This is a genomic window from Pseudomonas sp. TS_SC_3 (assembly GCF_056156225.1).
In genome coordinates this window covers 3,926,370-3,938,740 of sequence record NZ_CM149586.1, presented here as the reverse complement: position 1 = coordinate 3,938,740, position 12,371 = coordinate 3,926,370, and the positions used below count along the sequence as shown (strand labels likewise).

Below are 12,371 nucleotides of genomic sequence, written 5' to 3'. Positions count from 1 at the left end.
GGTTATCTCGGATGAGGCTGTAACTCCCCTCTCCCGCTCTCGGTTATCCGCGCGGGTAGAGGGTGCGCATCGCGATCAGACCGCGGCGTTATAGAACAGCTTGGAATCGCGCTGCTCAACCAAGGCTTGCTCGATAGCCGCCTGATGCACTTCGTCTGCGTGTTCTTCGCGCTCTTCCGGCTTGATGCCGAGGCGGGCGAACAGCTGCATGTCTTTGTTGGCCTGCGGGTTGGCGGTGGTCAGTAGTTTTTCGCCGTAGAAAATCGAGTTGGCGCCGGCGAAAAACGCCAGGGCTTGCATCTGCTCGTTCATCGCCTCGCGGCCGGCGGACAGCCGCACATGGGACTGCGGCATCATGATCCGCGCCACGGCGAGCATGCGGATAAAGTCGAACGGATCGACGTCCTGCTCATCGGCCAGCGGCGTACCTTTGACTTTCACCAGCATGTTGATCGGCACCGACTCCGGGTGCTCTGGCAGGTTGGCCAGCTGAATCAGCAAACCGGCGCGGTCGTCCAGCGACTCACCCATGCCGAGGATGCCACCGGAGCAAATCTTCATCCCCGAGTCACGTACATAGGCCAGGGTTTCCAGGCGCTCACCGTAGGTGCGGGTGGTAATGATGCTGCCGTAGAACTCGGGCGAGGTGTCCAGATTATGGTTGTAGTAGTCCAGGCCAGCAGCGGCCAGGGCCTGGGTCTGCTCTTTATCCAGTTTGCCCAGGGTCATGCAGGTTTCCAGGCCCAGAGCTTTAACACCTTCAACCATTTTCAGCACGTAGGGCATGTCTTTGGCCGTGGGGTGCTTCCAGGCCGCGCCCATGCAGAAACGGGTTGAACCGATGGCCTTGGCCTCGGCGGCTGCCTCCAGCACCTTCTGCACTTCCAGCAGTTTTTCTTTTTCCAGACCGGTGTTGTAGTGGCCGGACTGCGGGCAGTATTTGCAATCTTCCGGGCAGGCGCCGGTTTTGATCGACAGCAGGGTCGATACTTGCACGCGATTGGCATCGAAGTGCGCGCGGTGCACGGTCTGCGCCTGAAACAGCAGGTCATTGAACGGTTGCTCGAAGAGCGCCTTGACCTCATTCAGAGTCCAGTCGTGACGCAGGTGGGCGGCGGTGGTGGCGCTCATCGGTAATTCCTTGTTATGGGCAGTGGCTTGCTACGCTGAGCAAGCACGACACGGATGTTCGGCATATTTATGGAAGGCTTATGCGCTGTCAACCCAACTCAATGCATCAGGTTTACAACTGGTTAAAAAGCAAACAAAACTGCTTGCTCTGCGATGAAGCCACGGGCACCGAACTGGCCATCTGCAACAGCTGCGAAGCCGAGTTACCCTGGCTCGGCGGGCATTGCCAAGTGTGCGCCCTGCCGCTGCCCAGCCAAGGCCTGGTGTGCGGAGCCTGCCTGAAGAAGCCGCCGAGCTTTAGCAAAGTCGAAGTGCCCTGGCGCTACGCGTTCCCCATCGACAGCTTGATCACCCGTTTCAAGCATCAAGCCAAGTGGCCATTGGGACGTCTGCTCGGCGAGCTTTTGTCACATCATCTGCAACATGCCTTCGATGAAGGGCTGCCCAGACCTGACCTGCTGCTGCCTGTGCCACTGGCCGACAAACGCCAACGCCAGCGCGGCTTCAATCAGGCGGGCCTGCTCTGCGAGTGGTTGAGCCCTCTGCTGCAATTGCCGCTGCAAAAAGACTGGATGCGGCGGATTATCGACACGCCAGCGCAGCAGCAACTGGATGCCGCCACGCGCAAGCGCAACCTACGCAAAGCCTTTGCCCTGGCACCGGGCAGCGCCGTCAGCGGCCTGCATGTGGCACTGGTCGATGATGTGCTGACCACCGGCGCCACCGCCGAGAGCCTGGCGCGCTTGCTACACAACGCCGGGGCGACGCGGGTCGATGTGTATTGCCTGGCGCGTACGCCGAAACCGGGGGATTAGCCGTTTCTGGAACCGGATAAGCCTTGGCGTACCGCGAGGGCGCCCCGGATTGCGTTGCGCTTATCCGGGCTACGGAGCGCTATCGGCCCAAGCGCCGCTCGCCCAAGGCTACAGAAGCGCTACACTCTGCGGCCAATTACCCCGGAGTCGCCCATGTCCCATCCATTTGCCGCACTCACACCCGACTTGGTGCTGGATGCCGTGGAGAGCATCGGCTACCTCAGCGACGCTCGCGTTCTGGCGCTAAACAGCTACGAAAACCGCGTTTACCAGGTGGGTATCGAAGACGAAACGCCGTTGATCGCCAAGTTCTACCGACCGGACCGCTGGACCGATGCCGCGATCCGCGAGGAGCACAGCTTCACCTTCGAGTTGGCCGAGTGCGAGGTGCCGGTGGTGGCGCCACTGGCGCGTGATGGGGAAACCCTGTTCGAGTACGCCGGGTTTCGCTTTGCCTTGTTCCCACGACGCGGCGGCCGCGCGCCGGAGCCGGGCAACCTTGACCAACTGTATCGCCTGGGCCAATTGCTCGGCCGCCTGCATGCCGTCGGTTCGCTCAAGTCCTTTGCTCACCGCGAAGCGTTGCAGGTGAGTAACTTCGGCCACGCATCGCTGGCCACCCTGCTCGATGGCAACTTTATTCCGCGTAGCCTGTTGCCGGCCTACGAGTCTGTCGCCCGTGATTTGCTCAAGCGCTTGGATACCTTGTTCGCCGCTCACCCCGTCCAGGCGATTCGCCTGCATGGCGATTGTCACCCCGGCAACTTGCTGTGCCGCGACGACACCTTCCATATGGTTGACCTCGACGATTGCCGCATGGGCCCCGCAGTACAAGACCTGTGGATGATGCTCGCCGGTGAACGGCATGAACGCCTCGGCCAGCTCTCTGAACTGATGGAGGGCTACCAGGAGTTTCATGACTTCAACTCCCGCGAGCTGCCGTTGATTGAAGGCCTGCGCGCACTGCGCCTGATGCATTACAGCGCTTGGTTGGCGCGACGTTGGGATGACCCGGCCTTCCCCATGAGCTTCCCCTGGTTCGGCAGCGAGCGTTATTGGGGCGACCAGATTCTGATTCTGCGCGAGCAACTGTCGGCGCTGGATGAGGAACCGCTAAAACTGTTTTGACACCCCCGCCAAGCCAGATGCAATAAGGGGCTGACGGCCACGGCTTGCAGCCGGGCTGTAGCGACGAGCACTACAGTTAGCCCCGCAGCTGTAAGGTCTTTGTTACAGCCAAGTGGCGCATGCGCCCGAAGAAAATCCCGTCCGGCCAGACAAGTTCATGCCGCGCCCACTAGAATCGCACCTCATTAGTTAGCCGCCTAAGTAAGGACCCTGCATGGCCACCGTCAACCCGCGTCGCGGGTACATTCTCGGCCTGACCGCCTACATCATCTGGGGCCTGTTCCCGCTCTACTTCAAAGCCATACAAAGCGTACCGGCGCTGGAAATCATCGTGCACCGGGCCCTCTGGTCCGCGGTGTTTGGCGCGTTGCTGCTGCTGGTATGGAAGCACCCCGGCTGGCTACGCGAACTGCTGAGCAACCCCAAGCGCTTCGCCGTACTGGGCCTTAGCGGCCTGCTCATCGCCAGCAACTGGCTGGTGTATGTGTGGGCGGTGAATGATGGGCGCATGCTCGAAGCCAGCCTGGGTTATTACATCAACCCGCTGGTCAACGTGCTGCTGGGCATGCTGATTCTGGGGGAGCGTCTACGGCGCCTGCAGTGGCTGGCGGTTTGCCTAGCCGCGCTGGGGGTGATGCAACAACTGTGGCAGGCGGGCAGCATTCCCTGGGTATCGCTGGTGCTGGCGCTGACCTTTAGCTTCTATGGGTTGATTCGCAAACAAGCCCCCGTAGCCGCCCTACCCGGCTTGGTCGTGGAAACCTGGCTGCTGCTACCGCTGGCCATCGGCTGGCTGTTGCTGAACCCCGCCGCCATGAGCACTCAAGCGGATTTCTGGAGTACGCCGGAAGCCCTCTGGCTGATCGCGGCAGGGCCGATCACCTTGGTGCCACTGGTGTGCTTCAACGCGGCCGCGCGACACTTGCCCTACACCACCCTGGGGTTTCTGCAGTACCTGGCGCCGACACTGGTGCTGTTGCAGGCGATCTTCTTGTTTGGCGAGCATTTTGACCCGAGCAAACTGCTCGCCTTTATCTGCATCTGGGCCGGGCTGGCGATCTACAGCGTCGACGCTTGGCTGACCCTGCGCAAACGTCAGCCTGGTTAAAAAACAGCCAGCGCACTGCAGCGCACGGGCCGCACGGGCTGCAGCCGTTTGCCCCCGGCTTATCCACAGAAGCATCCCCGGCCTTTGTGCACAACCATCAACTAAGTGCTTATTTTTTAAGCACTTAAGCCGAGACCACACGGCACTAAGCGGGGCGCCGTGGCTCCTCAGGTCCCCCACAGAGTTATCCACATGGATCGTGGATAAGCGGCAGGCTTTGCCGGTTGGTTGAACAGTCGACGGGGGAATCAGGCAAAACGCCGGGCGCTTGCCGCGAATCCAGCGCACGGCGCTCGCCAATCTGGGTACTCAAGCGGCTGTGCGATACACCGCCGCACAGCCTAGTTAAATCACGCACGGCCAACGCAGGGCGGCCTCGACGGCGGGTTAGTCCTCGGCCTGCAGCTTTAGCTCAACCATCAGGTCATCGGCCAGGGTTTCCAGATGCGCCTGCAACTGCTCCAGGCTCAGGCTTTGCGGCACACCCAGCAACGCCTGGGCTTGGAACAGTAGCTCGCCACTCATGGGCGCGGGCACCACTTCGGTGTTCAGGCTTTCCAGATTGACCCCATGACTGCTAAGTAGGCGGGTGATGTCGCGCACGATGCCAGGCCGATCATTGCCCACCAGCTCCAGGCGAATGGCCTGCCAAACGGTTACCGGCTCAGTGCCGCCGGCGGCGATCTGCACACGAATCCCTTGGGCCTGCAAATGCTCCAGCGCAGTGACCAACCCAGCATGCGCAGCCAGCGGTACATCGACGCGCAGGATTCCGGCGAACTGCCCGGCCATGCGCGACATGCGGCTTTCCAACCAGTTGCCGCCATGCTCACTGATGCACTGGGCGATACGTTCGACCAGGCCGGGCTGATCAGGGGCAATAACCGTCAATACCAGATGATCCATATGCATCTCCTTGTTCGCAGGCTGCTCAGGGCAAACTCAGCCAGTAAGTGTAAAACGCCTCATCACGCACATAACCCAAGCGTTCATAGAGGGTTTGGCCTGGCAGATTGCTTTTCGCCGTCTCCAACTGCAAACCGCAAGCGCCCGTGGCCTCGGCATGCGCGCGGGCAGCGTTCATCAGCGCTGCGCCGACACCCTGGCGGCGCACTGTCTCGCGGACGTAAAGATCGCTGAGCAACCAGGCAGGCCGCAGCGCGAGTGAGGCAAAAAACGCATAGAGCTGGACAAAACCTAGCGGCGTGCCCTGCTCGTCGCGCGCCAGCAGAATCGTCGAGTCCTCGTTGGCCAGGCGCGCAGCCAAAAAATCGCGCACCTCGGCCGGCGGCTTGGCCACCGCATAAAACCGCAGGTAGGCGCCCAATAACTCGGCAAGCTCATCCAGATCTGCAGCAGTAGCGCGTTGTACATGCATAAGCAGCACACTCAATGGTTAAGGTGCAGGGCAGTATAGGCAGGCCGCGGCGAGGCAAAAGGTGAAACATACGCACAATTAACTGTGTACTGTTTTTTGTTTTATATGAAACAATATTGCGAGTTTATTGTGACAAAAAGCCGCATGTAGTGACTGCAAAGCACTCCTTAGTCGCAGAGCGACGCGCACCGACTGATTTTCCCTAGATCTTGATGTAGTATGCCGCGCCTCGGACTACAAGACGTTTTCCCACGTCCGACGCGGCTATTAAGTAGAGCTGAGCAGAGTGAGGCAAGTGATGACTGAACGCGTTCAAGTAGGCAGCCTGCAGGTTGCCAAAGTGCTGTTCGACTTCGTGAACAACGAAGCCATCCCCGGTACCGGCATGACTGCCGAGACGTTCTGGGCAGGTGCCGAAGCGGTCATCAATGACCTGGCGCCGAAAAACCGTGCGCTACTCGCCAAGCGCGACCAGATTCAGGCGCAGATTGACGCCTGGCATCAAGCCCGCGCAGGCCAGGCCCACGATGCTGTGGCCTACAAAGCCTTCTTGCAGGAAATCGGCTACCTGTTGCCAGAGCCGGCTGACTTCCAGGCCACCACCGCTAACGTCGACGAAGAAATCGCGCGCCTGGCCGGACCACAGTTGGTTGTGCCGGTGATGAACGCCCGCTTCGCCCTGAACGCCTCCAACGCCCGCTGGGGCTCGCTGTACGATGCCCTGTACGGCACTGACGCGATCAGCGAAGCAGACGGCGCTGAAAAAGGCCGTGGCTACAACAAGGTTCGCGGTGACAAGGTCATCGCCTTCGCCCGCGCCTTCCTCGATGACGCGGCGCCGCTAGCAGCGGGCTCGCATGTCGAGTCCACTGGCTACAAGATTGTTGATGGCAAACTGGTCGTCGCGCTCAAAGGCGGCAGCAACAGCGGCCTGCGTGATGACGCACAACTGATTGGCTTCCAGGGCCCTGCCGACGCGCCAATCGCCGTACTGCTCAAGCACAACGGCCTGCATTTCGAAATTCAGATCGACGCCAGCACCCCGGTCGGCCAAACCGACGCCGCCGGTGTGAAAGACGTGCTGATGGAAGCTGCGCTGACCACCATCATGGACTGTGAAGACTCCATCGCCGCCGTCGATGCGGACGACAAAGTCGTGGTCTACCGCAACTGGCTCGGCCTGATGAAGGGCGATCTGGCTGAAGAAGTGGTCAAAGGTGGCCAGACTTTCACCCGCACCATGAACCCGGACCGCGTCTACACCCAGACTGATGGCTCGGAGCTGACCCTGCACGGGCGCAGCCTGTTGTTCATTCGTAACGTTGGCCACCTGATGACCAACCCGGCGATTCTCGATGCCCAGGGCAACGAAATCCCGGAAGGCATTCAGGACGCGCTGTTCACCAGCCTGATCGCCATCCACAACCTGAATGGCAACACAAGCCGCAAGAACACCCGCACCGGCAGCATGTACATCGTTAAGCCGAAGATGCACGGCCCGGAAGAAGTCGCCTTCACCACCGAGATCTTCGGCCGTGTTGAAGACGTTCTTGGCCTGACACGCAACACCCTCAAAGTCGGCATCATGGACGAAGAGCGTCGCACCACTGTCAACCTCAAAGCGTGCATCAAAGCCGCCAGCGAGCGCGTGGTGTTTATCAACACCGGCTTCCTCGACCGCACCGGTGACGAAATTCACACCTCCATGGAAGCCGGCGCTGTAGTACGCAAAGCGGCCATGAAAAACGAGAAGTGGATCGGCGCTTACGAGAACAACAACGTTGATGTCGGCCTGGCCACTGGCCTGCAAGGCCGTGCACAGATCGGTAAGGGTATGTGGGCCATGCCCGACCTGATGGCCGCCATGCTTGAGCAGAAAATCGCTCACCCACTGGCCGGCGCTAATACCGCCTGGGTACCATCGCCAACTGCCGCCGCCCTGCACGCCCTGCACTACCACAAGGTTGACGTGTTCGCCCGTCAGGCCGAACTGGCCAAGCGTGAGCGCGCGTCCGTCGACGACATCCTCAGCATTCCGCTGGCACAGGACACTAACTGGTCGGCCGAGGAAATCCAGAACGAACTGGACAACAACTCGCAGGGCATCCTCGGTTACGTAGTGCGCTGGATTGACCAGGGCGTTGGCTGCTCCAAAGTGCCAGACATCAATGACGTGGGTTTGATGGAAGACCGCGCGACCCTGCGCATCTCCAGCCAGCTGCTGGCCAACTGGCTGCGTCATGGCATCGCCACCGAAGAGCAGATCGTGGCCAGCCTCAAGCGCATGGCGCCGGTGGTTGACCGTCAGAACGCCAACGACCCGCTGTACCGTCCGCTGGCACCGAACTTCGACAGCAACATCGCCTTCCAGGCTGCCCTGGAACTGGTGCTCGAAGGGGCCAAGCAGCCGAACGGCTACACCGAGCCAGTTCTGCACCGCCGCCGCCGCGAATTCAAAGCCGCTAACGGCCTGTAACCCGCAGTAGCTGTGAAAAAACCGCCTTTCGGGGCGGTTTTTTTATGGCTAACGAATAACCCAAAACAGACGTTGCGCAGGCACGTGCGGCTGGCAAGGCCAGCCTTAATCGCGTCTAGACTTACGTCCAATAGGCAGGCGCCGCCCGGCGGCAGACGATAACGCTTCAGTGAATAGTCGAGACGCCCATGAGCACAGCGGACGCATTCGCCCAGGCAGGCAAGACAGCCGTGCTGCAGAATATCCACGGCACCATGGCATTCCTGCAAAAGTTTCCGCCGTTTAACCAGATGGAATCCGCCCATTTGGCGTATCTGGTGGAGAATTGTCAGCTGCGCTTCTACGGCGAAGGTGAAACCATCGTCAAGCCGACTGACGGCCCGGTTGAACACTTCTATATCGTCAAACAAGGCCGCGTGCATGGCGAGCGTCCGCACTCGGCAAGGCGCGGCACAGAAACCACGTTCGAAATCACCACGGGTGAATGCTTTCCCCTCGCGGCCTTGATCGGTGAACGCGCGACCCGCACCGAACACCTGGCCGGTGAAGACACCTTTTGCCTGCTGCTGAATAAGCCCGCCTTTATCAAACTGTTCGCCCTGTCGACCCCGTTACGCGACTTTGCCCTGCGCGGCGTTAGCAGCCTGCTTGACCAGGTTAACCAGCAGGTGCAGATGCGCGCAGTGGAAACCCTGGGCGCACAGTATTCCCTGGACACCCGCCTCGGCGAGCTGGCCATGCGCACGCCCATCAGCTGCGCCCCGCAAATGCCCATGCGCGATGCGGTCAAACTGATGCACGAGCAGCAGGTCGGCAGCATCGTTATCGTCGATCCTGCGCACAAACCACTGGGCATTTTCACCCTGCGTGACCTGCGCCGCGTGGTGGCAGACGGCAGCGTGCTGGAACAACCCATCGCCAGCTTGATGACGCCCTCACCGTTCTATTTGCCGCCTGACGCCAGCGCCTTTGATGCGGCCATGGCCATGACCGAACGACATATCGCTCACGTCTGCCTGGTGCATCACGACAAGCTTTGCGGGGTGATTTCCGAGCGTGACCTGTTCAGCCTGCAGCGGGTTGATCTGGTGCACCTGGCGCGCACCATTCGCCACGCCGGGCGGGTGGAAACCTTGGCGGCGCTGCGCAGCGATGTTTGCCAGCTGGTCGACAACATGCTCGCCCATGGCGCCAGCTCAACGCAGATTACTCAACTGATCACCCTGCTTAACGACCATACGGTGTGCCGCGTCATTGAGCTGACCCTAGAAGACATGGGCGACCCCGGCATCCCCTTCACTTGGCTGGTGTTTGGCAGTGAAGGCCGCAGCGAGCAGACCCTGCATACCGACCAGGACAACGGCATTCTTTTTGAGGCGGCTGATAGCGCCGAGGCAGCGACCATTCGCGGCCGGCTCTTGCCGTTGGCCCATGAAATCAACCTGCGTCTAGCCCAGTGCGGTTTCACCCTGTGCAAGGGCAACATCATGGCCGGTAACCCCGAGCTGTGCCTGTCGCGCCTGGAGTGGGGCAAGCGCTTTCACGGCTTTATCCATGCAACGACCCCTGAGAACCTGCTGGCCTCCAGCATTTACTTCGACCTGCGCGCGGTATGGGGCGACCCGCAGGGGTGCGAGCAGCTGCGCTACAACCTGCTTAAGCAGGTGGCGGACAACAGCCTGTTCCAACGCATGATGGCCGAGAACGCCTTGCGCCAACGCCCGCCTGTTGGCCTGTTCCGCGATTTTGTGGTGGCCCGCAAAGGCGCCGAGAAAGACACCCTGGACCTTAAAGTGCAGGGCCTGACGCCGTTTGTTGATGGCGCCCGCCTGCTCGCCCTGACCCATGGCGTGGAAGCCTGCAACACCCTTGAGCGCCTGCGTGCGCTGATTGAGCAAGACGTGATCGAAGCCCAGGATGGTGCGGCCTATGAAGAGGCCTATCACTACATTCAACAGGCGCGTATGCAGCAGCACCAACTGCAGGCGCGTAGCGGCCAACCCTATTCCAACCGCGTCGATCCCGATCATCTCAACCACCTCGACCGACGCATCCTGCGCGAATCGTTCCGCCAGGCGCAGCGGCTCCAGAGCAGCCTCGCGGTAAGGTACCAACTATGAGCAAGTTCACTTGGTTTAACGGGCGCGGCCCGGCGCTGACCCAACTGCAACTGGAGCGGCGCAGCCAACTGGCCGCGCCCGGCGCTCTGGATGAACGGCCGCTGCACCAGCAGCGCTTTGTGATTCTTGATTTGGAGACCAGTGGGCTGAACATGCGCCGTGATCAGGTGCTGTCGATCGGCGCGGTGGTAATCGACAATGGCGCCATCGACCTCAGCCAGCAATTTGAATGCACCCTGCAGCGTGACGGCCATCAGGCCAGCGCCAGCACCCTGATCCACGGCATCGCGCCTAACGAGATCGCCAATGGCGAGGACCCGGCTGAGGCCCTGTTGAGCTTTATGGAGTTTGTCGGCGACAGTCCGCTGCTGGCCTTTCACGCTGAATTCGACCAGCGCATGCTGGCTCGCGCGCTCAAGCAAAGCCTGGGCTACCGCTTACAGCATGCCTTCTTTGATGTGGCGGAAATTGCCCCGCTGGTCTCACCCAAAGCCAAACTGCCGCACGCCGGCCTCGACGACTGGACGCAGCATTACGGCCTGCAAGTGCACCAACGCCATCACGCCAGCGCCGACGCCTTGGTGACCGCCGAGCTGGCACTGATTCTGTTCAGCAAGGCGCGCCAACAGGGCCTGGACAACTTACCGGCACTGCTGCAACAGCTCAACAGCCGCCGTCGCCAGCGCGCGCATTCGATTTAGGCTTCAAGCCTGCATGCCTGATAGGGCGGATGACGCTCTTTTCATCCACCACGGGGTAGACCCGCATTCTTTGTGGATGGATCAAGCGTCATCCACCCGACGAAAGCCCTACAGATCGCGCATCAACAAACCATATTCCAACTGCACCTCAGGCGGCACCGGCAGGTACAGCACATGGCCGTCACCGGGGGCTACCGCAACAGCCTGGCCCTGACGGTTTTCCAACTGCTCAAGGGTAAAGCGCAGATTGCCCTGGGGTGTCATCAACTCCAGGCCATCGCCGACGGCAAAGCGGTTTTTGACCCGCACCTCAGCCAGCTCACCACGGCGCTCGCCGGTCAGTTCGCCGACAAACTGCTGCTGTTCGGAGACTGAGCTGCCACGCTGGTAGTTCTGGTATTCATCGTGCACATGGCGGCGTAAAAAGCCCTCGGTGTAACCGCGATGAGCCAGAGACTCCAGGGTATTCATCAGGGATTTGTCGAAGGGCCTGCCAGCCACCGCATCATCAATGGCCTTGCGGTACACCTGAGCGGTGCGCGCCACGTAGTAATGGGACTTGGTGCGCCCCTCGATCTTCAGCGAATGCACGCCCATCTGCACCAGGCGCTCGACATGCTGCACCGCGCGCAGGTCTTTGGAGTTCATGATGTAGGTGCCGTGCTCATCCTCAAAAGCGGCCATTTGCTCGCCGGGACGGCTGGCATCTTCGAGCAAAAACAGCTGCTGGCTCGGCGCCCCCACGCCTAGGGTCGGTTCAACAATCTGCACCACGTCGCCCAGTTCGTTCTCGCCGGCCTGCTCAGCCTTGTACTGCCAACGACAGGCGTTGGTACAACTGCCCTGGTTGGGGTCGCGCTTGTTGATATAGCCCGAGAGCAGGCAGCGCCCCGAGTAAGCCATGCACAGCGCACCGTGAACAAACACCTCCAGCTCCATGCCTGGCACTTCGCTGCGGATATCAGCGATCTCCTCCAGCGACAGCTCGCGCGACAGAATCACCCGGCTCAAGCCCTGCTGCTGCCAGAACTTCACGCTGGCCCAGTTAACCGCATTGGCCTGCACCGACAGGTGAATCGGCATCTGCGGGAAGTGCTCGCGCACCAGCATAATCAGCCCGGGGTCGGACATGATCAGCGCATCCGGCGCCATCTCGATCACCGGCGTCAGATCTTTGAGAAAGGTCTTCAGCTTGGCGTTGTGCGGCGCGATGTTAACCACCACATAGAACTGCTTGCCCTGGGCATGCGCCTCACGGATACCGGCCCCAAGGTTGTCGTGGTCGAACTCGTTATTACGCACCCGCAGGCTGTAACGCGGCTGCCCGGCGTACACGGCATCCGCACCATAGGCGAAGGCGTAACGCATGTTCTTTAGGGTGCCAGCAGGGGACAGCAGTTCGGGGTGACGCGAGGAGGTGGCCATAAACCGCGGGCTCTAAAATTCAGGGGGACAGAATTTTAGAGAGCCAGCAGGCCGGATGCATTGACTTGGATCTATACCCACGTCTGCTA

At 60.7% G+C, this 12,371-nt stretch carries 10 protein-coding genes; 6 read left to right on the top strand and 4 right to left on the bottom strand.

Annotated features, from left to right (window positions below; genetic code table 11):
* Window positions 1-75: 75 nt before the first annotated feature.
* Window positions 76-1,131: a biotin synthase BioB gene (bioB, locus tag AC0J6G_RS18555; RefSeq protein ID WP_475250290.1), complete on the bottom strand. Its 1,056-nt coding sequence runs from the start codon at window positions 1,129-1,131 to the stop codon at window positions 76-78.
* A gap of 80 nt (window positions 1,132-1,211) precedes the next feature.
* Between bioB and AC0J6G_RS18550 the strand changes: the two genes are divergently transcribed.
* From AC0J6G_RS18550 to rarD, 3 genes are all read left to right on the top strand, one after another.
* Window positions 1,212-1,946, top strand: a complete 735-nt coding sequence (locus tag AC0J6G_RS18550) for a double zinc ribbon domain-containing protein (protein WP_475250288.1) — start codon at window positions 1,212-1,214, stop codon at window positions 1,944-1,946.
* A gap of 153 nt (window positions 1,947-2,099) precedes the next feature.
* Window positions 2,100-3,074 carry a serine/threonine protein kinase gene (locus tag AC0J6G_RS18545; RefSeq protein ID WP_475250286.1) on the top strand — a complete coding sequence of 325 codons (975 nt, stop codon included), beginning with the start codon at window positions 2,100-2,102 and terminating at the stop codon, window positions 3,072-3,074.
* 214 nt (window positions 3,075-3,288) lie between these two features.
* Window positions 3,289-4,182, top strand: a complete 894-nt coding sequence (gene rarD, locus AC0J6G_RS18540) for an EamA family transporter RarD (RefSeq protein WP_475250284.1) — start codon at window positions 3,289-3,291, stop codon at window positions 4,180-4,182.
* A gap of 387 nt (window positions 4,183-4,569) precedes the next feature.
* On the opposite strand, the gene AC0J6G_RS18535 is transcribed toward rarD, so the two are convergent.
* A complete protein-coding gene (locus AC0J6G_RS18535; RefSeq protein WP_475250282.1) occupies window positions 4,570-5,088 on the bottom strand; it encodes a glycine cleavage system transcriptional repressor in 519 nt (172 codons plus the stop codon).
* Window positions 5,089-5,113: 25 nt separating this feature from the next.
* On the bottom strand, window positions 5,114-5,560 hold the full coding sequence (locus AC0J6G_RS18530) for an N-acetyltransferase family protein (RefSeq protein ID WP_475250280.1): 447 nt from the start codon (window positions 5,558-5,560) through the stop codon (window positions 5,114-5,116).
* 298 nt (window positions 5,561-5,858) lie between these two features.
* Here AC0J6G_RS18530 and AC0J6G_RS18525 point away from each other — a divergent pair, with 298 nt between their 5' ends.
* From AC0J6G_RS18525 to AC0J6G_RS18515, 3 genes are all read left to right on the top strand, one after another.
* Window positions 5,859-8,036, top strand: coding sequence for a malate synthase G (locus tag AC0J6G_RS18525; RefSeq protein WP_475250278.1), 2,178 nt, complete (start codon window positions 5,859-5,861; stop codon window positions 8,034-8,036).
* Window positions 8,037-8,224: 188 nt separating this feature from the next.
* Window positions 8,225-10,156: a putative nucleotidyltransferase substrate binding domain-containing protein gene (locus AC0J6G_RS18520; RefSeq protein WP_475250276.1), complete on the top strand. Its 1,932-nt coding sequence runs from the start codon at window positions 8,225-8,227 to the stop codon at window positions 10,154-10,156.
* A complete protein-coding gene (locus tag AC0J6G_RS18515; protein WP_475250274.1) occupies window positions 10,153-10,857 on the top strand; it encodes a 3'-5' exonuclease in 705 nt (234 codons plus the stop codon). The genes AC0J6G_RS18520 and AC0J6G_RS18515 overlap by 4 nt, the downstream gene beginning before the upstream one ends.
* A gap of 108 nt (window positions 10,858-10,965) precedes the next feature.
* Here AC0J6G_RS18515 and trhP read toward each other — a convergent pair whose 3' ends face one another.
* Complete coding sequence (trhP, locus tag AC0J6G_RS18510; protein ID WP_475250272.1) at window positions 10,966-12,282, bottom strand: prephenate-dependent tRNA uridine(34) hydroxylase TrhP; 1,317 nt, start codon at window positions 12,280-12,282, stop codon at window positions 10,966-10,968.
* Window positions 12,283-12,371: the final 89 nt, after the last annotated feature.

Excerpts from the sequence above, each read along its gene's own strand:
- bioB (WP_475250290.1), bottom strand. The coding sequence starts at position 1,131 with ATGAGCGCCACCACCGCCGCCCACCTGCGTCACGACTGGACTCTGAAT.
- trhP (WP_475250272.1), bottom strand. The coding sequence starts at position 12,282 with ATGGCCACCTCCTCGCGTCACCCCGAACTGCTGTCCCCTGCTGGCACC.
- AC0J6G_RS18545 (WP_475250286.1), top strand. The coding sequence starts at position 2,100 with ATGTCCCATCCATTTGCCGCACTCACACCCGACTTGGTGCTGGATGCC.
- AC0J6G_RS18530 (WP_475250280.1), bottom strand. The coding sequence starts at position 5,560 with ATGCATGTACAACGCGCTACTGCTGCAGATCTGGATGAGCTTGCCGAG.
- rarD (WP_475250284.1), top strand. The coding sequence starts at position 3,289 with ATGGCCACCGTCAACCCGCGTCGCGGGTACATTCTCGGCCTGACCGCC.
- AC0J6G_RS18515 (WP_475250274.1), top strand. The coding sequence starts at position 10,153 with ATGAGCAAGTTCACTTGGTTTAACGGGCGCGGCCCGGCGCTGACCCAA.
- AC0J6G_RS18535 (WP_475250282.1), bottom strand. The coding sequence starts at position 5,088 with ATGGATCATCTGGTATTGACGGTTATTGCCCCTGATCAGCCCGGCCTG.
- AC0J6G_RS18520 (WP_475250276.1), top strand. The coding sequence starts at position 8,225 with ATGAGCACAGCGGACGCATTCGCCCAGGCAGGCAAGACAGCCGTGCTG.
- AC0J6G_RS18525 (WP_475250278.1), top strand. The coding sequence starts at position 5,859 with ATGACTGAACGCGTTCAAGTAGGCAGCCTGCAGGTTGCCAAAGTGCTG.
- AC0J6G_RS18550 (WP_475250288.1), top strand. The coding sequence starts at position 1,212 with ATGCGCTGTCAACCCAACTCAATGCATCAGGTTTACAACTGGTTAAAA.